This is a genomic window from Streptomyces gossypii (assembly GCF_025165795.1).
GTDB lineage: Bacteria > Actinomycetota > Actinomycetes > Streptomycetales > Streptomycetaceae > Streptomyces > Streptomyces gossypii.
Window position 1 is genome coordinate 246,688 of sequence record NZ_JAJAGO010000007.1, and the last position, 24,185, is coordinate 270,872.

At 68.7% G+C, this 24,185-nt stretch carries 17 protein-coding genes and 4 pseudogenes; 7 read left to right on the plus strand and 14 right to left on the minus strand.

Translation table 11 applies throughout. The features are described from left to right. Nucleotides 1-5: 5 nt before the first annotated feature. The 3 genes from LHJ74_RS16860 to LHJ74_RS16870 form a co-directional block, all read right to left on the minus strand. Nucleotides 6-1,130 (minus strand): sugar ABC transporter permease, encoded by a 1,125-nt coding sequence (locus tag LHJ74_RS16860; RefSeq protein WP_260219037.1) that lies wholly within the window; start codon nucleotides 1,128-1,130, stop codon nucleotides 6-8. A 122-nt stretch (nucleotides 1,131-1,252) separates the two neighbouring features. Continuing rightward, the gene (locus tag LHJ74_RS16865; protein ID WP_260218860.1) at nucleotides 1,253-2,074 is read right to left on the minus strand and encodes an ATP-binding cassette domain-containing protein; all 822 of its coding nucleotides are present in this window, start codon (nucleotides 2,072-2,074) and stop codon (nucleotides 1,253-1,255) included. Between the two features lie 39 nt (nucleotides 2,075-2,113). Beyond that, on the minus strand, nucleotides 2,114-3,181 hold the full coding sequence (locus LHJ74_RS16870) for an ABC transporter substrate-binding protein (protein ID WP_260218861.1): 1,068 nt from the start codon (nucleotides 3,179-3,181) through the stop codon (nucleotides 2,114-2,116). 306 nt (nucleotides 3,182-3,487) lie between these two features. Here LHJ74_RS16870 and LHJ74_RS16875 point away from each other — a divergent pair, with 306 nt between their 5' ends. Further along, nucleotides 3,488-4,297, plus strand: a complete 810-nt coding sequence (locus LHJ74_RS16875) for a DeoR/GlpR family DNA-binding transcription regulator (protein ID WP_260218862.1) — start codon at nucleotides 3,488-3,490, stop codon at nucleotides 4,295-4,297. A 6-nt stretch (nucleotides 4,298-4,303) separates the two neighbouring features. Here LHJ74_RS16875 and LHJ74_RS16880 read toward each other — a convergent pair whose 3' ends face one another. Then, entirely contained in the window at nucleotides 4,304-5,314 is a 1,011-nt protein-coding gene (locus LHJ74_RS16880) for a GlxA family transcriptional regulator (protein WP_260218863.1), read from the minus strand. A gap of 96 nt (nucleotides 5,315-5,410) precedes the next feature. On the opposite strand from LHJ74_RS16880, the gene LHJ74_RS16885 reads away from it, so the two are divergent. Further along, complete coding sequence (locus tag LHJ74_RS16885; protein WP_260218864.1) at nucleotides 5,411-6,292, plus strand: dienelactone hydrolase family protein; 882 nt, start codon at nucleotides 5,411-5,413, stop codon at nucleotides 6,290-6,292. Here LHJ74_RS16885 and LHJ74_RS16890 read toward each other — a convergent pair. The 3 genes and pseudogenes from LHJ74_RS16890 to LHJ74_RS16900 all read right to left on the minus strand — a co-directional run. Then, nucleotides 6,289-7,101: a carbohydrate ABC transporter permease gene (locus LHJ74_RS16890; protein WP_260219038.1), complete on the minus strand. Its 813-nt coding sequence runs from the start codon at nucleotides 7,099-7,101 to the stop codon at nucleotides 6,289-6,291. The two genes, LHJ74_RS16885 and LHJ74_RS16890, sit on opposite strands and share 4 nt — an antisense overlap. Then, nucleotides 7,098-7,736 carry a carbohydrate ABC transporter permease gene (locus LHJ74_RS16895; protein WP_260218865.1) on the minus strand — a complete coding sequence of 213 codons (639 nt, stop codon included), beginning with the start codon at nucleotides 7,734-7,736 and terminating at the stop codon, nucleotides 7,098-7,100. The genes LHJ74_RS16890 and LHJ74_RS16895 overlap by 4 nt, the downstream gene beginning before the upstream one ends. 109 nt (nucleotides 7,737-7,845) lie before the next feature. After that, nucleotides 7,846-8,475, minus strand: a pseudogene (locus LHJ74_RS16900) (LysR family transcriptional regulator); the annotation flags it as partial. Nucleotides 8,476-8,616: 141 nt separating this feature from the next. Here LHJ74_RS16900 and LHJ74_RS16905 point away from each other — a divergent pair. From LHJ74_RS16905 to LHJ74_RS16915, 3 pseudogenes are all read left to right on the plus strand, one after another. Further along, a pseudogene (locus LHJ74_RS16905) lies at nucleotides 8,617-9,227 on the plus strand (fumarylacetoacetate hydrolase family protein); the annotation flags it as partial. After that, nucleotides 9,228-9,992 (plus strand): annotated as a pseudogene (locus LHJ74_RS16910) (VOC family protein); the annotation flags it as partial. It lies immediately after the preceding pseudogene. 86 nt (nucleotides 9,993-10,078) lie between these two features. Continuing rightward, a pseudogene (locus LHJ74_RS16915) lies at nucleotides 10,079-10,493 on the plus strand (fumarylacetoacetate hydrolase family protein); the annotation flags it as partial. Between the two features lie 21 nt (nucleotides 10,494-10,514). Here LHJ74_RS16915 and LHJ74_RS16920 read toward each other — a convergent pair. The 5 genes from LHJ74_RS16920 to LHJ74_RS16940 form a co-directional block, all read right to left on the minus strand. Beyond that, nucleotides 10,515-12,386 (minus strand): rhamnogalacturonan lyase family protein, encoded by a 1,872-nt coding sequence (locus tag LHJ74_RS16920; protein WP_260218866.1) that lies wholly within the window; start codon nucleotides 12,384-12,386, stop codon nucleotides 10,515-10,517. A 565-nt stretch (nucleotides 12,387-12,951) separates the two neighbouring features. Continuing rightward, nucleotides 12,952-13,710, minus strand: coding sequence for a cupin domain-containing protein (locus LHJ74_RS16925; RefSeq protein WP_260218867.1), 759 nt, complete (start codon nucleotides 13,708-13,710; stop codon nucleotides 12,952-12,954). Then, nucleotides 13,707-14,630, minus strand: coding sequence for a DUF6807 domain-containing protein (locus tag LHJ74_RS16930; protein WP_260218868.1), 924 nt, complete (start codon nucleotides 14,628-14,630; stop codon nucleotides 13,707-13,709). Before LHJ74_RS16930 ends, LHJ74_RS16925 begins: the two co-directional genes overlap by 4 nt. After that, nucleotides 14,623-15,750 carry a Gfo/Idh/MocA family protein gene (locus tag LHJ74_RS16935; RefSeq protein ID WP_260218869.1) on the minus strand — a complete coding sequence of 376 codons (1,128 nt, stop codon included), beginning with the start codon at nucleotides 15,748-15,750 and terminating at the stop codon, nucleotides 14,623-14,625. The genes LHJ74_RS16930 and LHJ74_RS16935 overlap by 8 nt, the downstream gene beginning before the upstream one ends. A gap of 186 nt (nucleotides 15,751-15,936) precedes the next feature. Beyond that, the gene (locus LHJ74_RS16940) at nucleotides 15,937-16,965 is read right to left on the minus strand and encodes a LacI family DNA-binding transcriptional regulator (RefSeq protein WP_260218870.1); all 1,029 of its coding nucleotides are present in this window, start codon (nucleotides 16,963-16,965) and stop codon (nucleotides 15,937-15,939) included. A 207-nt stretch (nucleotides 16,966-17,172) separates the two neighbouring features. Here LHJ74_RS16940 and LHJ74_RS16945 point away from each other — a divergent pair, with 207 nt between their 5' ends. Both LHJ74_RS16945 and LHJ74_RS16950 read left to right on the plus strand, forming a co-directional pair. After that, nucleotides 17,173-18,771, plus strand: coding sequence for a glycosyl hydrolase family 28 protein (locus LHJ74_RS16945; RefSeq protein WP_260218871.1), 1,599 nt, complete (start codon nucleotides 17,173-17,175; stop codon nucleotides 18,769-18,771). A gap of 53 nt (nucleotides 18,772-18,824) precedes the next feature. After that, entirely contained in the window at nucleotides 18,825-19,880 is a 1,056-nt protein-coding gene (locus tag LHJ74_RS16950) for a rhamnogalacturonan acetylesterase (protein ID WP_260218872.1), read from the plus strand. A 290-nt stretch (nucleotides 19,881-20,170) separates the two neighbouring features. Here the strand turns inward: LHJ74_RS16950 and LHJ74_RS16955 are convergent, their stop codons facing one another. Continuing rightward, a complete protein-coding gene (locus LHJ74_RS16955) occupies nucleotides 20,171-21,301 on the minus strand; it encodes a substrate-binding domain-containing protein (RefSeq protein ID WP_260218873.1) in 1,131 nt (376 codons plus the stop codon). Between the two features lie 113 nt (nucleotides 21,302-21,414). Next, on the minus strand, nucleotides 21,415-24,153 hold the full coding sequence (locus LHJ74_RS16960) for an exo-rhamnogalacturonan lyase family protein (protein WP_260218874.1): 2,739 nt from the start codon (nucleotides 24,151-24,153) through the stop codon (nucleotides 21,415-21,417). Nucleotides 24,154-24,185 lie beyond the last annotated feature (32 nt).

Below are 24,185 nucleotides of genomic sequence, written 5' to 3' on the forward strand. Positions count from 1 at the left end.
ATGGCTCACCCCCGCCCGTGTGCCTGGCGCGAGCGCCGGGCGACGGAGTCCAGGCCGACCGCGATGAGCAGCACCGCGCCGGTGATCATGAACCGGTAGGAGGAGTCGAGGTTCAGCAGGGTGAGCCCGCTGGAGATCGACTGGATGACCAGGACCCCGAGGAGGGCGGCGAAGGCCGAACCGCGGCCGCCGAACAGGCTGGTCCCGCCGATCACCGCCGCGGCGATGGCGTTGAGGTTGACGTCTCCGGTACCGGTGCTCTGGTTCGCCGCGGCCAGCCGCGACGCGGCCAGGATCCCGCCGAGCGCGGCCAGTGCGGAACACATGACGAATGCCGAGGTGTACACGCCCCGCACGTTGATGCCGGCCCTGCGGGACGCCTCGGCGTTGCCGCCGACCGCGTAGAGCGAGCGTCCGAACTTGGTGCGGGTGAGCACGTAGTTCATCACCAGCACCAGCGCGACGAAGAACACGAACATCCAGGCGACGCCGCGGGTGCGGTTGAGGTAGAAGACCGCGAGCAGCAGCCCGGTCAGCAGCAGGAGCGCCTGCATGAGCAGCCACTGCAGCGATGAGGACGACAGTCCGGCGTCACGGCGGGTGCGGGCCCGTACCCATCCGTTGGCCAGGAATCCGCCCGCGGCCGCCACCGCCAGCGTGTAGGCCATCCAGGCGGGGACGAACCACAGCTGTGCGAATTTCACCAGGGTGGAGTCGTAGGGCAGGTTGATCGCGTTCTGGCCGCGGAGCAGCCACAGCTGCACGCCCAGGAAGGCCAGCAGCCCTCCCAGGGTGACCACGAAGCTGGGTACGCCGACGCGGTTGAGTATCTGGCCGTAGAGCCATCCGATCAGGCAGCCGGCGGCCACGGCCGCGAGAACGGCAAGCCACATCGACTGCTCGTGCTTGACCATGATGACGGCCGTGATCGCGGCCGACACGCCGCTCACCGATCCCACGGAGAGGTCGATCTGGCCGACCAGCAGGGCGCAGACGACCCCCAGTGCGAGGACCCCGACGGGGACCATGTCGAACGTGAGGTTCACCAGGTTGGTGCTGGAGAGGAAGGTCTGATTCAGCGACTGGAAGATCGTCCAGATCACCACGATGCCGCCGACGACGGGCAGCATGCCCAGGTCTCCGTCGCGGACGCGGCGGACCGAGGCCCGGATACTGTCGGTGATGCCCTGCGGCGTCACGAGACGCTCGTCCTGCAGTTCGGTGACTCTGGCCACCGAGGTGTCGGGCGGTGTCACAGCTCTTCCCTCTCTTCCTGCGGGGAGGTGACCCGGCGGGCGGCTCGCCGCGAGACCGCGTTGTCGGTAGCACCGGTGATCGCGGCGATGATCTCTTCGGAGGAGACGTCCTCGACGTCGTACACGCCGTTGTTGCGGCCCAGCCTCAGCACGGCGACGCGGTCGGCGACGGCCCGGACGTCCTCCATGTTGTGGCTGATCATGACGACGCCGAGCCCGTTCTGCTTGAGCCGCTCGACGAGGTTGAGGACCTCGGCCGTCTGTGCGACGCCCAAGGCGGCCGTCGGCTCGTCGAGCAGGATGATCTTCGGGTTGCTCAGCAGCGAGCGTGCGATCGCGACCGTCTGCCGCTGGCCGCCCGAGAGGGCAGCCACCGGCACGCTGAGGGAGGGGATCTTCGCCGACAGCTGCCGCAGCAGCTCCCAGGAACGTTTTTCCATGGCGACGTCGTCCAGCAGCCAGGGCCGGATCTCCTGACCCAGGAAGAGATTGGCCTTGACGTCGAGGTTCTCGCACAGGGCGAGGTCCTGGAAAACCGTGGCGATGCCCCTCGCGTGGGCGAGGGCCGGTGAGCCGAGAGACTCCTCCTCGCCGTGCAGGAAGATCTTTCCCGCGTCGGGCGCGTACACCCCCGACAGGACCTTCACCAGCGTGGACTTGCCTGCGCCGTTGTCCCCGACGATGGCCACCACCTCACCGGCCGCGACGTCGAGTTCGATATCGGTCAGCGCGGCGACCGCGCCGAAGCGCTTGCAGATTCCCCTCAGCGACAACACGGTGTCCGTGCCCGCACCGGTAACCGCGGTGCCTTTCATCATGCCCTCTTCCCTCGGACTTCCCTCAGAGACTTCGGATCGCTACTTGATGCCCAGGCGTTGGCAGTCGGCGGCGTACTTCTTGGTGCACACGTCCTCGGTCTTGAACACCGCGTCGGGACCGAAGACGACCTTCTTGATGTTCTTCTGTGTCACCACGGTCGGCTTGAACAGCTGTGACGGGGTGTCGAACAGCTCGGTCTCCGCCTTCGGCTTCTCGCCCTGCATCAGCTTGTAGGCGGCGTCCGCCGCCGCCTTGGCGACGATCCTGATCGGCTTGGAGATGGTGTTGTACTGGTCTCCCGCGATGACGCGCTGGATCGCCGCCAGTTCCGCGTCGTTGCCGGTGACCGGCGGGACCTTCCCGTCCGCGGCCTTGAACGCCGCGATCGCTCCCCCGCCGGTGCCGTCGTTGGCCGCCACCACACCGGCGATCTTGCCGCGGTACTGGGCGATCTGCCCGCTCACCCACTGCTGGGCCTTCTCCGGCGACCAGTCCGGCGTGTCGTACTCGGCGAGCAGGTCGTATCCGCTGTCGTCGACGGCGTTGTGGATGCCCTTCTTGATCAACCCGGCGGCGGCGTCGGTGGGAGACCCGTTGACAAGGAGCACACCGCCCTTGGCCTTGGTCTCCTTCAGGTGGTCGACAAGCGACTGGGCGATGGACTCGCCGATCGCCTCGTTGTCGAACGACACGTAGAAGTCCGCGGGCTTCTTGGGTATGGGACGGTCGTACGCGATCACCTTGACGCCCTGGGACTGCGCCGTCTGCACGATGGTGGCCGCCGCGGCCGAGTCCACCGGGTCGAGCACGATCACCTTGGCGCCCTGGGCGATCGCGGAGTTCGCCTGCTGCTGCTGGAGCGACGCGTCGCTGTCGGCGTTCTGGTAGATCACTCCGCAGTCCGAGCACAGCTTGGCCATACGCTTCTTGAAGAGCGGAGCGTCGAACTGCTCGTAGCGGGGCGAGGCGAGGTCGGGCATGAGGAACGCGACCTTGCCCGACTTGCCGCCCCCCTCGGAGGTCCCGGACTCCGGTTCCTCGGCGCATGCGGTGAGAGCGCCCAAGGCGAGGATGCCGGTGAGAGCACCACTGGCCAGTCTTCTCATGTTCCACTCCTTGATCCGGGACCGTGCAGCTGCCGGTCGACTCGCTGTGACGTAACGCACAAGAAACTCGCGACCCGGGCAGGGTGTCAACATGTGCTGAGAACTGAACACCGCGGTGTGATCCATTGATCAGCAGGGCTGTTCAGTTGCCGGTACGGGTGAACATCGGTGTGCCATGCTCCCTGCGAGGAGCGGGCCCCGAACCAAGCTGCGGCCCGCTCCACCCAGCGAGAACACGTAGCGGATGGGGCGAAACCGGCACCGCCCACATGTGTTCCGTTAACAGAAAGGGAACAGGGGGAATCCATGGAGGAAGGCAAAGATCCGGCCGCCCAGGACAGAGGCGGACGAGGACCGCACGACAGGCGTGAGCAGATCAAGAGCCGCGTCGTCGACGAAGGCTTCGTCCGCATCGAGAGGCTCGCCGACGAGTTGGGCGTGACCCCGATGACCATCCGCCGCGATCTCGACTACCTCCAGGGCAAGGGGTGGCTGAGAAAGGTCCGCGGCGGGGCGACCGCACAACCGTCGACGGCGTTCCACGGCGACATCCGGCACCGCACCCAGGCCATGGCAGAGGAGAAGAGCGCACTCGCCCGTGCCGCACTCCGTCTCGTCAAGCCCGGACAGTCCCTCATCATCGATGACAGCACCACCGCCCTCGCGCTCGCCGGACTGCTCTCGCAGCGTGCGCCGTTGACGGTCATCACCAACTTCGTACCCGTGATCCAGGTGCTCGCCGGCAGTCCGGGAATCGAGCTCATCACCCTCGGCGGCGCGTACTATCCCGCCTACGACGCCTTCCTGGGCATCCGGACCATCGACGCCGCCAACACCCTGCGCGCGGACACGCTGTTCGTCTCCACGACCGCCATCACCCGCGGCCACTGCTACCACCAGTCCCAGGAGACCGTGGGAGTGAAACGAGCCCTCATGGAAGCCTGTGACCACAAGGTGCTGCTGGCCGACCACACCAAGTTCCAACGCCGCGGCCTCTACCAGCTCGCACCCGTCACCGCCTTCGACCTCGTCATCGTCGACGCCGGTATATCGGCGACCGACCTGGACGCCCTGCAGGCCAGCGGCGTGGAAGTGCGCGTGGCGCGCCCGGAGTGAGGTCCCTCAGAGCTGCTCTCCTCCATCCGCTGCCACCACCCCCGTCGTCGCCCGCGCACGCCGGAAGCTTGCGCGGTAGTCCCTGGGGCGCCGTCCGGTGTGCCTGGCGAAGAGGGCAGCGAAGGTTCCCGAGTCCCGGTACCCGACCGCGGTGGAGATGCCGGCGACGGTTTGGTCCGTGGTCTCCAGGAGGTGGCGGGCACGGCGGACGCGCGAGGACTGCAGGTATGCGAGGGGACTCCTGCCGGTCTCGTCCGCGAAGCGCCGCAGCAGCGTCCGCGTGCTGACGTGGAACGTCTCCGACAACGCCCCGAGGTCGTACCGGGCGGAGAGGTTCTGGTCGAGCTGCCGCATGACCCGGCGGGAGAACTCGTCTCCGGGCTGCGGAAGAAGCCGCGCGTCCACGTACGGCGTCTGGGACGAGCGTGCGTCGTCGACGAGCGCCACCCGCGCGGTTGTCCGTGCCACGCCCGCACCGCTGTGCTCACGGATCAGCTCCAGCGCGAAGTCGTACATGGCGCTGAAGGCCGCCGTCGTCGTCACTCCCTGGTCGGTGACGACAAGGCGTTCGGGGCGGACATCGCAGCTCGGACAGCGCCGGGCCAGCTCGTCCGTGAGCAGCCATGCCGTCGTGGCCCGGCGTCGGTCGAGAAGCCCTGCCTCGCCGAGCAGGAACGCACCGACACAGAGGGAGACGACGGCCTTGCCCGCGGCCGCGTGGGAGCGGATCGCCGCAATTTCGGGGGCGAGAGGCGCGAGCTTCGCGTCCATGTCGAGGCCCGGCACGAGCTCGAACCCCGGCACGACAAGGACGTCCACCTCGCAGAGCGGTGAGACGGCCAACTCCACACCACCCGATGCGGCGACTCGGCGGCGAGGCGAGACAACCGACACCTCGTATCCGGCGCGGTCCGGGCCGGCAACGTGCGTGGCCATCGTCAGGAGGTCGGGCACGCCGAACACCTCGGACGCGAAGCAGCCCGGATAGGCCAGGACCCCAACCCGCAGCGCGCTCACGCTCGCCTCCTCACCGCCGTGGCTGTGGCGAGATTACCCCCGTGCTTGGCGATCCGGCCCATACCCGTGCACGGGCACATCCCGCACGCTGTCCCCATGAGCGCTGCCAACGGGCGTCTTGACGACGCGATCACGGACTTCTCACGCCGCCTCACGGACGTGGACGGGGTGGTGAAGACGGTGTACACCGCCGGTTCCGGACCGGCCGTCGTGGTGATGCCGGAGATGCCCGGCATCAGCCCCGACGTCCTCCGGCTGGCACGGTGGGTGCGGGATGCGGGCTTCACCGTCTACGTCCCTTCACTCTTCGGGACCGACGGTGCCTACCCGACGACCGAGAACGGTAAGGAGGTTGCCCGCCGCGCATGCGTCAGTGCCGAGTTCCGTGCGTTCGCCGGGGGCGGCACCAGCCCCGTCACGGCGTGGCTGCGCGGGCTCGCACGCCAAGCCCACGCCGAGTGCGGCGGTCCGGGAGTCGGCGCCCTCGGGCTGTGCTTCACCGGTAACTTCGCCCTCACGATGGCGATGGAGCCGGCCGTCATCGCGCCAGTTGTCAACCACCCGTCACTGCCGCTGGACGACCCCGCCGGACTCGAGATCAGCGAAGAGGACGCGCGCACCGTCCGGGACCGCATCGCACGCGATGGGCTGAAGGTCCTCGGGTACCGCTTCGACGGTGACCGCTGGTGCACCGGCCGGCGCTTCGCCGCCTACCAAGCACTCCTTGGCGACGCCTTCGACGGGCGCGTCCTTCCGGGCAGGTCTGCCCACGCCGACCCGCCCCCGTTCTTCCGCGACGTGGTCGGCACCCCCCACAGCGTCGTCACCGCCCATCTCGTCGACGAGGAGGGACATCCCACGCTGAGGGCCAAGGACGAGATCCTCGCCTTCCTGACCGCCCGCTTGAGGCCGTCCTCAGCCTCGAAGGGCGATCGTCAGCACGAGCAGGGGGCGGCTGGCGCGTCAGAGGGAGGTTAGGGGGCGGTGCGGCGGCCGGGGCGTTCGTCGTACGGGGTGGCGCGGGAGCCATCGACGCCGACCTCCAGCCTGCCGATCCGTTCGACCTCCACGACGACGCGGTCGCCGTGGTGGAGGGGCCCGACGCCGGCGGGGGTGCCGGTCGCGATGCCGATGACGAGCGCGGCGAAGACCATGGGCCAGCGCGAGTCGTACTGGCCGACGAAGCCGAACAGGGCGACGGGCACGGTCTGGCGGTCGGTGCCGCTGAGGTAGAGCAGCGGGGTGAGGAAGTCGTTCCAGACGAAGATGACGTTGAGGATGACCACGGTGCCGGTGACGGGCCGCATCAGGGGCAGCACCACATGGAAGAGGGCGCGTAGCGGGCCGCAGCCGTCCGTGAGGGCGGCCTCCTCGTAGCCGCGGTCGAGGGCCCGCGGGAAGCCGGTGTACAGGAAGACGGAGAACGGCATCTGGAGGCCGATGTAGAAGATCACGAGTGCCAGTGGGTTTCCCAGCAGTCCGAGGTCCCGCATCGTCTGGTAGAGCGGGATCAGGGCCAGTTGGAAGGGCAGCAGCAGTCCGGTCATGAAGAGCAGGAAGGCGCCCTTGGACCAGGAACGGGTGGAGCGGGCGAGCGGGTAGGCGGCCATCGAGGACAGCACCACGAGGAACAGCACACTGCCGAGGGTCACCAGCAGGCTGTGCAGCAGCGCCTGCCCCAGACCCGCCAACTGCCAGGCGTCGGCGTAGTTGTTCAGGGTGGGGCTGGTCGGCGGGGCGACCGGTGACGGCCTCCACACGCCGGTGCGCCAGGTGTAGCGCTTCACGCGGACTTCTCCTGCCTCTTGAGCCAGCCGTACTGGACGTAGCTGAAGAGGGCGACGAACACGGTGAGGACGACGGCGAGGGCGATGCTGTAGGCGAACTCGTTGAACTGGAACGCCTGCCGGTAGATCACTGTGGAGAGGGTGTCGGTGGAGCCGCCGGGGCCGCCCTGGGTCATCACCCAGACCTGGTCGAAGAGTTTCAGGCCGCCGATGAGAGACAGCGTGAGGTTGATGGTGATGGCCGGGGCGAGCACGGGCCGTACGACGCACCAGAAGCGGCGCAGGGGACCGGCGCCGTCGATGTCGGCGGCCTCGTAGATCTCCTGGGGGATGCTCTGCAGCCCGGCCAGGAAGATGACCATGGAGTATCCGGCGAACTGCCAGATGATGACGGCGACCACGGACCACAGGGCGATCGACGGGTCGCCGAGCCAGTCCTGGCTCAGGGAGCCCAGGCCGATCGCCTCCAGCAGGGCGTTGATCGCGCCCTCGGGGGCGTAGAGGTACTTCCACAGGTAGGCCGTGACGACCGGGGTGATGACGGCCGGTGCGAAGAAGAAGACGCGCAGCACGTTCCGGCTGCGGATGCGGGAGTTGACGCCCAGGGCGAGCAGCAGCCCGATGCCGTTCTGCACGACGGTGATAGCGAGCGCGACCAGCAGCGTGTTGGTGACGGCCGAACGGGCCGCCTCGTCCTGCCAGATGGCGCGGAAGTTCTCCAGGCCGATGAAGTCCAGGGTGGGGCTGCCGTACCGCGGGGGCGTCGTAGGTACGCTGGTAGATCACCCAGGGCAGGCGCTGGAGGTCGTCGATGGTGAGCTGGTCGCCGATCTCGGGGTGGTCGGTGGCGACCACGAAGACCCAGCGGTCGTCGTACAGGTCGGTGGCGGGAAAGCCGCTGACCACACCGTGCGGCCTCAGCATGCCGTCGACCGTGCCCAGCCGCGCCCCCGTGCTTTCGTCGATGTCGGCGGGCACCTGCTGGAACCGCAGCCGGATGCCGGGGGCCTCCCGGTGGACGAGGCGGACCAGCTCGGCGCCGATGACGGCCACCGCGTAGTCGGAGGCGATGACGGTGAACTCGTGGGCCTCGCGCCCCGGGTCGAAGTCCGCCTGGCTGGTGAAGACCCGCTCCAGCAGGGCGCATGCGGTGGTGGTGCGGTCGAGGAGCACCTGGCCGAGCGGGGTGAGCGCGTACTGGCCGCCGTCCCGGGCGAGCAGGTCGTCGTCGAAGTGGCGGCGCAGGCGCGCCAGGGCGGCGCTCATCGCCGGCTGGCTGAGCCCGTTGCGCTGCCCGGCGCGGGTGACGCTGCGCTCCTCCAGCAGGGCGCGCAGGGCGCTCACCAGATTGAGGTCCAGTTTGGCGAGGTTCACCGCATCCCCTCCCGCATCCATCGGCACGTGCTGTCCATCAGCACCTGCATCCATGCCGTCGATGGAGAGAGAAACCCGCAGCCGATCCCATGCCTCTTTCCTCTTCGCTCCCCGCCCCGCTGTTCGGCGGCCCGTTCGCGGCAGTCCGGCGCCAACTACCGCCGCCATGTCATCGACCTGCACGTCGCCCACCGCTCCCCCGACGACCGCAGGAGCGAGGAGGAACTGCGCGCCGAGGCAGCCGAGATCATGAACCGGCGGGCCGCCGACGACCTGCCGTACGTCTTCATCGGCCTGCCGACCTCGCTCACCGGCCCCTACGACGAGGTCGTCCTGCCCGCGTGGTGCGCCCAGCCGGACTGGGAACTGGAGCTGGCGGCGGTGATCTCCCGCCCCGCCCACCGCGTCTCCCCGAGGAAGCACTGGAGGACGTCGCGGGCTACACGATCGCCAACGACCTCACCGACCGGGCCGGTGTCTTCCGCCGCGACATGCCGCCGATCGGGACCGACTGGCTGCGCTCCAAGAACGCCCCCGGCTTCACCCCGCTCGGCCCCTGGCTCATCCCGGCCGGGTCGGTCGGCGACCCGGGCGACCTGCGGCTGACACTGCGGCTCAACGGTGAAACCATGCAGGACGAGTCCACCAAGGACATGGTCTTCTCGGTCGCGCGGATGGTGTCGTACGTCTCGCAGACCGCCCGGCTTCTCCCCGGCGACCTGGTACTCACCGGCAGCCCGGCCGGAAGCGGCCGGGCCGACGAGAAGCGCCTCGATCTCGTGTCGTACGGCGCCGCGACCCAGCAGGACGTGGACACCCTCGCCGAACGCCTCCTCGCGGGTGACGTCCAGCTGATCACCCGGCCGGGAGAGGTGAAGACCCCGGGCGGCGGCTACGGATTCCGCTTCTTCGATGTCGACGGCCGCACCGTCGAGGTCTCCGCCGACGTCCGGGCGCGCCGGCACCGCCGCGTCGAGGAGAAGGAGTCCGTCCCCGTCCGCCTCTCCCACGTCGTCCTCAACTCCCCCGATCTGGATCGCACTCGTGCCTGGTACGAGCGGCACCTCGGCTTCGCGCTGTCCGACACCCTCAGCTCGCCGCACATGGGCGAGGTCATGCACTTCATGCGGATCAGCTCCCAGCACCACTCCATGGCCCTCGCCAAGGGGCCGCACACCTCGCTGCACCACGTCTCGTTCGAGATGAGGGGCATCGACGAGTACATGCGCGGCTCCGGCCGGGTCATGCGCGCCGGGTTCCGCAAGGTCTGGGGCCCCGGCCGCCACGTGGCGGGCGACAACACCTTCACGTACTTCCTCGACCCGCACGGCAACACCGTCGAGTACACCACCGAACTGGAGGAGCTCGACGAGGACACCTGGCACCCGCACGTCTACGACTTCTCCCAGCCGGAGGTCACCGACCAGTGGGGCACCGCCAACCCGATGAACGAACTCATCGCCAAGGAGTCCTTCAACGACATCGACCGCAGCTGCTTCGTCGCCCCGCCCGTGTGACTCGCCCGCTCGCCCCCTCCCTCCTACGGAGCCCCATGCGATTCGCCACCTACCTTCAGGAGGAGCGCCGCCGTTGCGGCGTACTGGGCAAGGACACCGCCGCCGCCCTCGGACCGTACCTGGTCACCGCAGACGAACTGGAGCCGTACCGGAACGCCGACGGACTGCTGGAACTCGCCCTGACCGCCGAGATCAACGGACAGGTCGTCGGCACCGACCTGCTGTCCAACATGAGCTGGACCTTCGAGGAGATGGTGGCCTATGCCTCACGTGGCACCCGGGTCATGCCCGGTGACGTGCTCGGCTCAGGCACCTGCGGCAACGGCGGCTGCCTGGCCGAACTGTGGGGCGTACGGGGCGAGCGGACGTCCCCGCCCCTCCAGCCCGGCGACACCGTCACCCTCACCGTGGAAGGCATCGGCACTCTCCAACACGGTCGTCCCCGGGCCCGAGCCGATCCCGCTGCCCACGGCCCGCCACCGCCCCAGAAACCGGCCATGACGGGCCCACACCGTGGCGGTGTTAGTCAGCTGAGGCTTCCACGTAGCTGATGTCCGGCCGCGGCGGCTGCTCCATGCCGTCGCCGATGAAGTAGTCGACGTGGTGCGACTGCATGTACCCCTTGACGGTCATGTCGTTCCGGTAGCCCGGGTTGTGCGGCAGGGTGTAGAGCCGGGTGTCCGTCGCGTGGTCCGTCGTGAAGATGATCAGTTCGTTGTGGTCCCCGTTGACGTAGAGGGCTTCCTCACGCCAGTCGCCGAAGACGTCACCGACCATCGTCGGATTGCCCTGGCCCACGTTGGTCGCGCCGTAGTGCCAGGTGGTCAGCTGCCGCTGTGAGCCGTCCGGGGCCCAGTTCTCGAACTTGCCGTCACTGAGCAGCTCCAGCATGGGGTCACCATCCCACCAGATGCCCAGTTCAGGCCACGGAGCGTCGTCCGGGTCCTGGATCAGCTCGTCGGTGGGCGCATTGTAGAGACCGGAGAAAGACCATGCTTCCATGCCGGGGTGGCGGGAGTCGATGTCGCCGGCCATGCCGCGCCCGACGTCGCCTTCGCCGTCCTCGACGTGCTGCCAGAGCATGGTGCCGTCGCTGGCGTCGTAGTAGTACTCCCGCAGGCCGTCGGCCTGGTTCTGCTGCACACCGTAGCCCTCGAGACCCGGCCGGTCCGGGTCCATGTCGGCGATGTGGAAGCGGTCGCCGTGCACGACGCCTTGGTCTGCGAGCGAGTAGAGCATGGTGCCGTCGCCGTCGAGCACGAACCCGATCTCGGCGACCTCGTCGTCGCCGTCACCGTCCACGTCGATGACGCGGGTGTTGTGACCGTCGGCGGCGTCCTGGTTCCCGCGCAGCCACTTCCACTGCCGGGTCAGGTCCTTCCCCTCGAAGTTCCAGGCGGATATGACGAGGTTGAAGGAGCCGTCCGACTTTCGGTTCTTCTGGTAGGCGACCAGGCTCGGCGTGGTGCCGTCGAGGTAGCCCACGGCGAAGCGGGCGTTCATCGGACCTGTCTCGATGTAGTCGTCCGGCACGGGCCCCGTGGCCCGGGGCGCTCCGGTCTCGCCGTCCAGGATCGCGATGGACTGGTGGACGTCGTCCTCCTCGGAGTGCACGCTGCCGTCGCCGAAGGTGACCCCGTCGGCGACACGCACGGCGACCTCGGCGGTGCCGTCGCTGTCGAAGTCGTAGACGGTGGCGCCGTCCCAGTGGCCGGTCCCGAGCGTGGCCGACCCGGAGTCCGAGCTGTTCGGCCCCATGTCGACCTCCCAGAGGAACTCGCCGTCGCTGGCGTACGCTTCCAGCTTCTGCCCGGGCCGTGGCGCGTTCCGGAGGACAAGGTAGTCGTACTCGCCGTCGCCGGTGAGGTCACCGACCCAGGAGAACTTGATCTGGTCACCGTCGCGCAGCGGGACGCGGACCACCGGCTCCTCGGCGTGGTCGGCGTCCAGTGTGAACGCGCCGCTGGGTTCCTGCACTTCGCCGTCGACGACGGGAACAACCCGATAGCGGTTCTCCTCGCTCAGGTCGGCCTCGGAGTCCTCGAAGTTGGTACCGCCGGTCAGGACGTCGTCGTTGATCCGCTTCCAGTCACCGTCGCCCGTCGCGCGCTCGACGTGGAAGCCGATGTCCTCCGGGTCCAGGCCCAGGAGCCGCCAGGAGACGAACACATCGGTCTCGCTGGAGCGCACTGCCACGACCCCACGGTCGAGGTTCTCCATCGGGCGCGTCGCCTGCACCGCGTCGGTCGAGGTCGGGGTTCGGGACGACTGGCCGGTTGACGCGGGATCAGCCGACGCGGGGCCCAGGAGCACGGCGCTGGCGACCAGTGCCGCGACCGCGACCGCTGCGCCGAGTGGCCTTCGGCGGACTCGCCGCCGGTGTGTGCTTGGCATGAAAACCTCCTGGCTTCTCAGCCATCTCTGTCGGGACTCGGACCCACGGTCCACCGGACCGCTCTGCCGCGACCTCTCCATGGGCCGTCCCTTCGGGTGGGGGGAACGTTGCTTCATACGTGCGGAGTTGCGCGGCGCGGCCCAGGGGTGGGGGTGCTGGCGCCGCCACCCGCCTCGGGAAGTAACGGGGGCGGCAGCACGTCGAAAGGGGCGGGGATCGGGACGACCGCTGGTGGGGGAACGGGCCCTGGCGCCACGCGCACTGCACTGTCGACCCGCGAGTGGACGCAAGTCAAGAGAACTGCGCGAGTTGAGTCTCTTAGCTTCATAACTCTCGGCACAACTTGCGTACATACAGAGATAAAGACGGCATTGCACATGCCTGACGTGCCACCTCTGGCCCCTGGTGGCCAGTTTGAGTCAGGGTTAATCAACAACGAAAATGTTGCTGCACAGCGCAACACCCCACGGGGATGCCCGGAGGAGCCAACTGGACATCACTGCCCGCGGGTTGGGCCCGGAACGAATGAGTGCCACGCCCTGCCGCCCGTTGTTGGACGGTCCGTCACGCGTGCGGTCCGCCGGAGCGCCGGGCCGAGTCGTAAGGGCGCAGGAATCCGCACATGCCCAGTGACTGCGCTGCGGGTTCCGCGATGCGTGTCACCTCGGCCTGGTGCAGGTGGTCCGCTGTACCCTGCTTCAGTGCGTCGATCTGCGCGAGTGCGCGTGCGGCAGTGGCTGCCGCTCCCTCCTCGACCACGCGCTGCCACTGGCCGACCCGCGGCCTGACGAGTGCCACCGCGGCACGGTGGAAGCCTTCGAGGGCGGAGGTGTTGCCGTCCTCCGTCTGTCTCCGCAGTTCGGTGAACCCCTCCAGGGCCAGGTCTCTGCGGGCTCGGGCGCGCTGCGGGCAGGGGCGACCGTCCTCGTCGTCGATGGCGACGGCCTCGGGGTAGCGCTCCGGCGTGAGGTACTCCGGAGGGAAGGTCAGGACGGCATCGCCTGCTTCGGGCAGTCCGCTGTTCTGCATGACGATGAGGACCCGCAGGTCGTCGTCATTGACCGCGCGGTGAATGGTGCCCGGGGTGAACCAGACGACGTCGCCGGGGTCGAGCAGATGGGTCCGCGGCCCCTCGTGGGTGAGGGTCTGCAGCCGCCCCCGCCCCCCGGTGACGACGTAGCACTCGGCGCACGTCAGGTGCATGTGCGGGGAGCCGCCGTGTTCCAGGTCGGCCGTCGGCCACGGATATACCTGCAACTGGCTGAGGCCCACGGATCCGGGGAAGTCAGGAAGGGGCGCGGGGAGGGAGGCGGGAGCGGTCACAGGGCGAACTCCGTGGCGAACCACTGGAGTTCGTCGCGTTCGCAGGCACTGTCGATGAAGACGAAGCGATGGCGCAGGCTGAGGGCCTCCCCGGGGGCGAGCTTGATCTCGGTGTCGTACGCCGGTGAGGCGTTCAGGCAGGCGAAGGGCTCGCTGCGCGCGAACCACTTCAGTGGCACGGAGGCGGACGACGTACCGGCGAGGGCGAGGACGGTGCCTGCGCCGTCGGTGTCGTCGTGTTCCCCGCTGATCGCCGCCCACGCCGCCTCGGCGCCCATGACGGCATCGCCCTCGTGCCCGCCGGCCGCGCGGAGAGCCGCACCGGTCCACGAGCGGGGCCCGCGCCAGAAAAGCCCGGTGTAGCCAGCGTTCGGCCGCCCGTGCGTGGTGGGGCTGCCCATCCGCAGGGGTTCCGTGTGCACGTTGGTGAGATCGGTGGCGAAGTCCAGGGCCCACACTCCGCGTGCGAGGTCCGCGCTGTGGAAGCGCAGGCTGCGCCTCTCGTCCATCCATGTCCCGCCGGTGGAGGAGATCCAGTCCAGCTGGTGGCGGATGGACACCTGCGTCCCTTGGCTGTCGCAGGTGTCGAAGACGTTGTGCTGCTGACTTCCGTGGTTGTTCCGCCAGACGTATCCGTGGCCCGGGGCGCCCTGTTCGAAGGTCGGTCCGCCCCAGAAGTTGTCGCCGGACAGGTGCGACCAGGTCAACTGCAGGCCCTTGTGCCAGCGGTGGTCCCAAGGGCGGTAGACACTCACGGGCGCACCGGAGAGGGTCCTGATCGGGTGCAGATAGGGCTTGGGGGACTCCTCGTCGGGGGTGTCCGGCCGGTAGACGTACTGGGCGATGTCGGTGCCGGCGACCGTGACGGTCAGCTCGGTCTCATCGTCGCTGCGCCGCGTCCCGAAGAGTGCGTCAGGCATGGAGCGCCTCCTCACCGGTGCGGGCTCGGGCGGCAGTCTCCGGATCGCCGTTCATGGAGTGGTAGTAGGGGTTGTCGGGTGTGAGCGTCTCGGGCGTGACGGGACGGCCGCCGGCGGCCGACTCGTAGAGGGCGGCGATGAAGGCGAGCACGCGCCTGCCGTCCGCTCCGCTTGCCTCCGGGCGCTGACCGGCCCGTAGGTCCCGCAACAGCAGGCCCAGTTGGGCGGTGTGCGAGCTGGCCTCGTTCTCCTTCGGCGCGCCCAGGAGTTCGGGCGTGTGGTCCGCCCGGTGGGGGGCGGGCGTCCATGTCCAGTTGCTGTTGTCGTAGCCGTAGAGGTGGCTCAACTCGACGGTGGCCTCGGGGAAGTCGAAGCGGAGATAGCTGGTTTGGCGGGGAGAGAGCACGCTGTTGATGACCGAGACCATGGCTCCGGAGGCGAAGCGGACCAGCGCCATGGAGACATCCTCGGTTTCCACCGCGCGGGCGAGCGTCGCGGCGGAGGCGCGGACTTCGGTCCACTCCCCCATGACGGCGAGCATCATGTCCATCTGGTGGATGCCGTGGCCCATCGCCGGGCCACCGCCTTCGCTCTGCCAGGTGCCGCGCCAGGGCACTTCGTAGTAGGCGTCGTCGCGGTACCACAGGGTGTGGCAGACGCCGACGAGAGGCACTCCGAGGGTGCCGGCGCGGATGTGTTCTCGCAGAGCGCGGGCTCCGGAGCCGAAGCGGTGCTGGAAGACGTAGGAGACGTAGGGCCCGCCTTCGCGTTCATGCGCGGCGATCTCGTCGTACTCGGCGACGGAGAGAGTGGGCGGCTTCTCGCACCATACGGAGACTCCGGCGTCCAGGCAGGCGATCACCGCGTCGCGGTGCGCGAAGGGCGGCGTGCAGACCACGACCAGATCAGGGCGCTCTGTGGTGAGCATGCTGCTCAGGTCGCTGTGCGCTGCCGCGATCTTCCATTTGGCGGCGAAGTCCTGGGCTCGTTCTTCGTCGACGTCCAGGACGGCGGTGACCGTCACTTCGTGCTGGGCGAGGAGAGCCGGCATGTGGATGCCGTCGGCGATGTTTCCGGCGCCGACGATCGCCACCGCGATCGGCTGGTCCGACTTGGGCATGGGAGTCTTCCTTGCGGCTGGTCTGGGCGGGGGGAGAGAGAAGCGCAGGCTGACGAGGGCCACGGCGGGCGGGCGAAGGGCTCGAAGGAGAGAAGCGGCTCGCCGTCCACATGCGGGGCCATCAGCAAAATAGTGATCGATCACCTTTCGCGTCAATAGCTATGCGGTGATCGCTCTTCAGCACCGTCAGCGGGGAGCGGGCCCGCTGGAGCCGCGCGGGATCAGCCTGAAGAGTTCATCGATATGCACGGCCGGCTGGGGCCTGCCGTCGATCAACGCCAGCAGCGACAGCATGGCCCGCCGCCCCAGCTCCTCACGGTCGCTGCTCACCGTGGAGATGGTCGGCGAGAAGTACTGCGTGAACTGCTCGTTGTCCCAGCCGAAGACGCTGATCGCCTCAGGGACGCGGACACCGCGGTCCTGGAAGCCCCGGAGAACTCCCATCGCCACGTAGTCGTTGGCCGCGAACACCGCCGTCACCCCTGAATTCGCAGGCAGATCCCGGGCCGCCTCATATCCGGAACGCACCGACCAGTCCCCGTCGACGACGCCGAAGGACTCGAGTCCGAGTTTCGCGATCGTGTCCACATAGACGTCACGCCGGTTGCGTGCGGACGCCCAGTCCGGGGATCCGGCGACATGCAGGAAGCACCGATGGCCCAGGCCGGCAAGGTGACGGATGATCTCCTCGGTGAAACGCCCGTCCGCGAGCTGACCGCGGGAGCGCATGTTGTCGTCGTACTCGCCGTACACGAGCACGGGCTTGGGTGCGCCGCCCGCCTCCGCTCCCAGTCGCGCCAGCGGAGCGAACGACAACAGCCCTTCCGCACGGCCGGACTCCAGCAGCGCCAGCGCGCCCTCGGCACGCCGGGACTCGTCACCCTCGAGCCCGAGGACATCGGTCGTATAGCCCGCTTCGTGAGCAGCGGCGGCCGCTCCCCGGAGGACCGGAACAGGAACAAAACTCGTCAGCTCCGGAAGCACGACGGCAATGCGGTGGGAACGGCGCGTCCTCATGGAGCGAGCGATGAGATCCGGCTGGTAATCCAGCTCCGCAATAGCCCGGTCGATCTTCTCCCGGGTCACGGGTTTCATTCCTGTGGTGCCCTTGAGGTAGCGCGAAACGGTCTGGTGGGACACTCCGGCCAGCCGGGCGACCTCCCAGATGGTGGGCCGCTTCTTCCCCGCACCCGCGGGAGCCGTGCTGTCTGTCATGGCTCTCCTCGACACCTTCCGCCGCAGCGATCCGCACAGGGACACCTACCCCCTCCAGAGGATAGAGCGCTCAGCGCACCGAAAGTGATCGATCACTACCGCAGGAGTTAAAGCGCTTCCACCTCAGGCCGTTGACGATCAGCGAAGCTGCCGCCATCCTGGGGCTAAAGCGCTTACATAGCCTTGGGTTCGACCTCAAGGGGACAATTGACTGCCACCGGCCCAGACACCAGCGCCGCCGAAGATCCGTCCGCCCCGGCGGCACCACACCTGTTCTCGCCTCCCGCCGCGCGTACGCAAGGCAGCATCGCGCTCCTGTGGGACAAGCCGCCCGCGTGGCAGCACGTCGACCGCTACGAACTGCTCCTCGACGGAAAGCTCGTGGGGAGCACCTCCGCCACCGACTACACCGCGCGCGACCTGGCACCCGGGCGCATGTACTCGGCCTGCGTGCGCGCCGTGCTGCGCGGCGGCGCGGTCTCCGCGCACAGCGAACCGGTCCGCGTCTCCACCGCGGCGGCCGGAGCGGTCCTGGAGGTGACCGCGTTCGGCGCCATCGGCGACGGCGAGACGCTCAACACGGCCGCGATCCAGACAGCGGTCGACTCCTGCCCACCGGGCGGTACGGTGCGGGTGCCCCGGGGCGTGTTCCGCACCGGAGCCCTGTTCCTCAAGAGCGATATGACGCTCCTCGTCGACGAGGGCGGCGTCGTCCTGGGCAGCGGCGACCCCGCCGACTATCCGGAGGTGCTCTGCCGCTGGGAGGGCCGGGAGGTCCCGAGCTACGCCAGTCTGGTCAACGCGGGCACCCTTGGCGGCCCGCCGCTGGTCAACGTCACGATCGCCGGCCGCGGCACGATCGACGCCTCCGGCAGCCTGCTGCGGCCCAGGGAACTGGCGGAGGCGGTCGGCGCGCCCGGCCGTGCGCTTGCCTTCCGCAACGTCGAGGGCGTCTACCTGCTCGACGTCACGGTGCGGCACTCCCCCGCCTGGTGCGTCCACTTCATCTACTGCGACGGCGTCAGCGTCAACCACGTCCAGGTGCACACCAAGTACGACGCGGACGGGATTCCGTATCCCGGCATCGTCAACGGCGACGGCATCAACCCGGACTCATCGAGCCACGTGTACCTCTTCGACACCCTGATCGCCAGCCAGGACGACTGCATAGCGGTCAAGTCCGGCTGCGGCACCGACGGTCGGCGCGTCAACCGGCCCTCGGAGAACATCCGAATCACCAACTGCCGCTTCCGCAGCGGTTTCGGTGTGGCGATCGGCAGCGAGATGTCCGGCGGGGTGCGCAACGTACTGGTGCGGGACTGCACCTTCGAGGGCGTCTACAGCCTCGCGAGCGTCAAGGCGCCCCGCGGCCGCGGATCCGTCGTCGAGAACGTGCGCTTCGAGGACATCACGTACACCAACCACAGCCCGGAGCACACGGACGGCAAGTGGTTCCGCGGCGCGGTCAACATCGACCAGTTCTACAGCCACGATCTCGTCGACGCCCGCACGAAGGCCGGGCTCGACGAGAGCACACCCGCCGTCCGGGACGTGACGTTCCGCCGGATCACCCTGGAGACCGTAGCGGGCAACGCGATCCACCTCACCGGGCTGCCGGAGCGCAGTCTCGAGAACATCCGCCTGATCGACATCTGCGCCGTCGGACGTTACGGCCTCAAGGCTACACACGTCACCGGTCTGCTCCTGGAGAACGTCGATGTCCGCTCCCGCGAGGACGCCGACTACGTCCTGCGGGACGTCACGGAGCTCACCGTCGCGCCTCGCGATGCGGGCCGAGACCACTGACGGGCACCAGCCCGGCCCTGCCACTCAACCGCTGAAGAAGACAGGAGACGAGCATGGTTTCAGCAAGCGCTTTCCGAAGGGGTGCCGTCGGTACGGCACTACTGAGCGCGGCATTCAGCAGCGTACTCACCGGCCCCGCCCAGGCTGACTCCGGCAACCGGCCGGGGCTGCCGGAAGAATGCCGGGGCAGCGCACCCGTCGTGTGCCACTTCGACGTACCCCCGGGCGACTACCAGGTAAAGGCGCTGATCGGCGGGAAGACCGCAGGCAGCACCGGCATCTCGGCGGAGATGTACCGTGGGATGCTCGCCGAGACTCCCACCGAGGCGGGTCAGCGGCTCCGTCGCAGCTTCACGGTGAACGTACGGGAGCCCGAGGGCCAGCCGACGAAGAACGAAGAGGGCGGCCCGGGCCTGGAGTTGCGGTTCGAGGGGAAGGCGCCCCGCCTGTCCGAGCTGCACGTCACCCCCGCGCGCAAGGTCCCGCGGCTGTTCCTCATCGGTGACTCGACGGTCTGTGACCAGGGCGGCGACGGGAGATACGCCGGCTGGGGCCAGCACCTGCCGCAGTTCCTCAAGCGCGGGGGCTCGGTCGCCAACTACGCCGACTCCGGCGAGGGTACGGGGAGCTACCTGGCCAAGCCCGAGCTCTTCGACAACGTCGAATCACGGGTGCGGCGGGGCGATGTGGTCCTCATCCAGCTCGCTCACAACGACAAGCAGACGACAGCCGGGGAATATCGGAGCCGGCTGACGGAGATGGCCGAGCGGATATCCGCGAAGGGCGGCCGGCCGGTGTTCGTGACACCGACCGTGCGCCGGTGGTTCAACGACGACGGCACCCTCCAGCCCACCGGTCTCCACGTCACCGGCCAGGCGAACCTCCCCGACGAGATGCGCTCCCTCGCAGACGACCTGGACCTCCCGGTCATCGACCTGACCGCCCTGACGCAGCAGGTCGTCGAGAGCCTGGGCGAGCAGGCGTCCAAGGACCTCTATGTGGAGGGCGACTCGACGCACACGGACCCCGGAGGGGCGACGGAGTTCGCCGCCCTCGTCGCCGAGGAACTGCGGAGTCAGAGGCTGCTGCCCGCACGCCTCTTCCGCTGAGTGTGCGGCATCCCTTGAGCTTCCCCTGAGCTCTGCTGAGTCCTTGCCCCAGTTGCCTCAGGGGGCTCTTCCCCGCGTGTGCTCCGCGAGCTCGTGACGTACTTCGGGGCGATGCCCGGGGAACTGCCGTCAGCTTTCGGCGGTCTGCGGTGCCGCAGGGCTTCGTCCGCACAGAGTTCGCAGAACCTATGTCGCACCCCGAGGCCAAGGCCCGGATGCTGGACACGATGGGCAAGATTGCGTCGTGCGTCCCACCGGCCAAGGTCAGGGCGTGTCTCACCTCTCAGCTCTCAGTCCCGGGGGACGGTTCCGCAGGACGACCTGATGTTCAGGCACGGCTGGAGCAGGAGTTGGCGGACGGGGACGGCCTGCGGGTCCGGCGCGCCGAGCCGGTCCAGCAGCATTCTCGCGGCCTGCTCGCCGAGCTCGTGCTTGGGAGGCGCCATCGCGGTCAGCGGTACGTCGGCCAGTGAGGCGATCTCGTCGTCGTACGCGATCAGCGCCAGGTCCTCGGGGGTGCGGAGCCCGCGCAGGCGCAGACGGCGCATCAGCTCGATCGCGTCGTGGTCGGAGTGCACCAGCGCCGCCTTCGTGTGTTCGGCCAGGCACTCCTCGATGAACCGGTCGTAGTACCGCGCGGCCTCGGTGGAACCGAGCGTGGGGCGGCCGCTGTCGAGGACCGGCCCGCCGGGGGCGAGGTCGAGCCGCCGGACCGCCGCTTCGTATCCTTCCCGGAGGAGAGCCGCAGTGGGGCTGCCGTTGGTGAACAGCGCCACGCTCTCGTGTCCCAGCTCCACGAAGTGCCGCACCGCCGCGAACGCCCCCTGCTGGTGGTCGGTCGCCACGAACTCGCAGGGTGCGAAGGGGTCGTCCGGCTGGCGCTCCATCAGTACGAAGGGCAGCCCGGTGGCCCGCAGCTGGTCGTACGTCTCCGGAGGCAGTGTGTGCCCTCCCGGGGAGGCGACGAGCAGTCCCGACGCGCCGGAGGCACCGAGTTCCTCGAGCCGTTCCGCTTCGTTGTCCTGTGCGTAGTGGCTCAGGCTGATGACGACGCGGGCACCCCGCGCGGCGGCCACGGCCTGCACCCCGGCGACCACCCGGGGGTAGTAGTACGTCGCCGAGGGGACCAGCAGCCCCAGCACGCAGCCGTCCTCCGGCGGCGCGGCCTGGGAGAGCGCACCGGAGGGCTCAACAGCCTGCCGCGGCTGGGCCTGTTGGCCCTCGGTGCGCGGCGTCGCCACCATGGCGCCGCCGCGCACCCGAGTCACCAGGCCCTCGGTCTCCAGGTCGACCAGGTCCCGCCGGACAGTGGCGCGTGACACGCCCAGGCGCGCGGCGAGGCTGGTGACCTTCAGACCGCCGGACGCCTCCAGCTCACTGATCAGTCGCTCACGCCTCTGCGCGACAAGCATGTCGGTCATGGCCTCCGGCCTTCTCCGTGAGTAGATCTTCAGCATCTTAGAGGAATCTGAGCGATCATGCTCCAGAATGGAGCAAATGAGCACAGTGCGCTGTCGCGCGAGCCGGACAGACCCTAGTCAAGATGGTCTCCAACGAGTGCGAGGCACTGGATGACAGCAAGACCGTACTGTGCGCTCGCGTTGCTGCTGAAATCCGCTTCGTCGACGGGGTTGAGCACGCTCGGCCCTTCGACGCGCTTGGACCCGAAGTCCTGGTCGTCGGGATAGCCCGCGTGGCCCGTGCGCAGCTCCGCCCAGGCGCGTGCGGCGAGCCTGTCGTCGTCCATGTGCTTCGCGGCGTAGGCGGTGGCCCTGGAGTACGACTGGCGCAGGTTCTGGCTGCCCCAGTCGTCACCGGTGGCTTCCCTCTGCTCTTCCTTGGTGCCGTTGTAGAGGCGGCAGTACATCAGCCACTGGTCCTTCGCCTCCGGGAGGTCGACCAGGTCCAGCAACTCCGTCATCAGCTCGATCAGGCCGAACACACAGTTCAGGGAGCCCACGCTCACGCTCGGCTCGGTCGCCGAGGAGAACTTGCCGTCGGACAGGTTGTAGGTGAGTTCTCCGCCCTGGGCCCATCCGTTCGGTAGCGCGGCGAGGGTGGTGGCGCCGTTGATCAGTTTCTTCTTGGCTATCGGGTCACCGTTGCGCTCCCACTCGGTGAGCCAGGCCAGTGCCATTGCGCCCCAGTCGGTGGTCTTGCCCACCGACAGTGCCTTGGGATGGGGGTCGATGGGCTCCTCCCGCACCTTGCGTCCCGGGTCGACGGTCAGGAAGGTCCGGTCCGAATCGATGAGGTCGTGCAGCAGGTCACCGACACGCTCGTCGGCGGTAAGGAAGTAGTACATCCGCCGGTAGCCCGCGTTGCTGATGCGGACCTGCTTGGCACTGTCACCCCAGTGCTGGACGCCGTGCCGGGTACCCAGACCCTTGTATCTGCCCAGGTGGTAGACGTCGACCTCGCCGGTGTGCCGGGTCATCGCCTCGGCGAGGCGGAACGCCTTCGCGTCGCCGGTGCGCAGGTAGTGATACCACAGCCACAGGTCGGTGGAGAGCTCGGAGTTGTCCCAGGCGTAGCCGCCGACGTCATACCGCCATACGTGGCGGACGTCGTCGTAGCTGTGCATGACGTCCCCGTAGTCCCAGAAGCCGTACCAGGAGCGCTGGTCGACCTGCTCCCGGTGGTAGCGATGGATGGCTTCGAGCCTGTCCTCCAGCTGCTTCTTCGCGTCGCTCGAGCGGTCCACCGGGGTCCATGAGCCGAAGACCCCGGCCGAATGGAGGTGTTCGGGGCTCGCCACCAGCAGGGGCGGTGTCGCGTTCGCCGCGGCGAGTTCGGTGAAGCGCTCGGCCGTGGGGGTCGCCTCCAGGGCCCAGAACGTCAGCTCTGTGGTGCGTGCGACACCGTGCGGGGTGTCGTAACCGGGCTCGTAGTCCTCATAGGTGATCTCCAGCGCGTCGAGTTGCTTCTCGTACGTGTCCTGTCCAAGGCCGTCGTGGAAGAAGCGCACGTCCATCGCGCCTGCCCGCGGTGACCACATCCAGACGGTGGCCTGCGCCTCGTCTCCGGCGGCACCCGTGACCTCCAGCTCGGTCGGGTGCAGTTGCCAGAAGTTCCGCATGCCGAAGGCGAGGCCGCCGGCGGGGGAACCCACATAGGCGAGTCCCTCGGCACGCCGCCCGCCGTCGGACCGGATCCAGGCGTGGCCCTTTTTGGTGCGCTTGTGGATCTCGAAGCCGTGGGCGTTGAGCTGGCGCAGGCTGTAGTCGCCGAAGGCGGGGATCCAGTGCAGGCGGTCGGTGACCCGGCTGTCCCAGGTGCTGGTCTCCGGGGTCGCCTTGCCCTCGTACTGCGCCTTCTTGACCGCGTCCCCCGGGTTGCGGCGCAGTCCGGTGATACCGCGCACGGCCTCGGCGAAAACGCCCTTGCCCTCTCCGGCGAAGCGGACGTGCCGGTCGTGCGGCGCACCGCGCATCGGCACCGCGAACCGCACACCGAGGCCGTTGACGAAGTCCATCTCCGGGTTGCCGTCGTAGATGAAGCTGTGCACCACGCGGATGGCGTCGGAGCCCGCGTACAAGTAGAACCGCACGACGAAGGGGAGCCAGGCGCGGCGGCCCTTGCGGTGCTTGCCCCAGACCTTGATCACGGCGCGCACCGGGCCGTCCTGCTCGACGTGTGCCGACTGCACGTCCCCGGTGAACGACTCGGATTTGACCACCGCCGCGCGGTCGGTGCTGGACTTGTCCTGCCGGGAGGCGACCAGGCAGCCGGCCTCGGCGACTACCTTGCTGCCGCGTTTGATGGACTTGACGAGATGTTCGCCCTCGCGGCCGAAGGTCACCTGGACCACACCGGTGTCCACGGTGATTCCGCCCCTGGTGGTACGGACGGTCAGCGGTTTCGCGGGGTTCTGGGCCGACCCGGCCTTCAGTACGTAACGGTCACCGCTCGGGGTGCTTCCGCCGACGGAGTGGGCCGTCCACTTCACCGAGCCGTCCGGCCACCAGCCGATGGGCCAGCTCTGCATCGGGACCGCGTCACCCGACTCCGTGGTCAGCGAGAACTCCTGGCCGGGCGCGAAGGAGCCCTTTGCCCACGGCACGCCCCAGGTCGTCCCACCGGCCAGCTCGGCCGGGTTGCCGCCTTCGAGCCATTTCAGACCGATGGGGTCATGCCCCTTCGGATCGGCGAGGGGCTGCTGCGGGCTGCTGGGCGCGGCAGCATGCGACGGGCTCGCGGACGAGGCCAGCAGGGCGGTGGCACCGCCCGCGGCGGCCGAGGCCAGCACGGAGCGTCGGCTGAGTTGTCCCACGGTGTTCAACTCCTTCGAAGGCAAGGACTGAT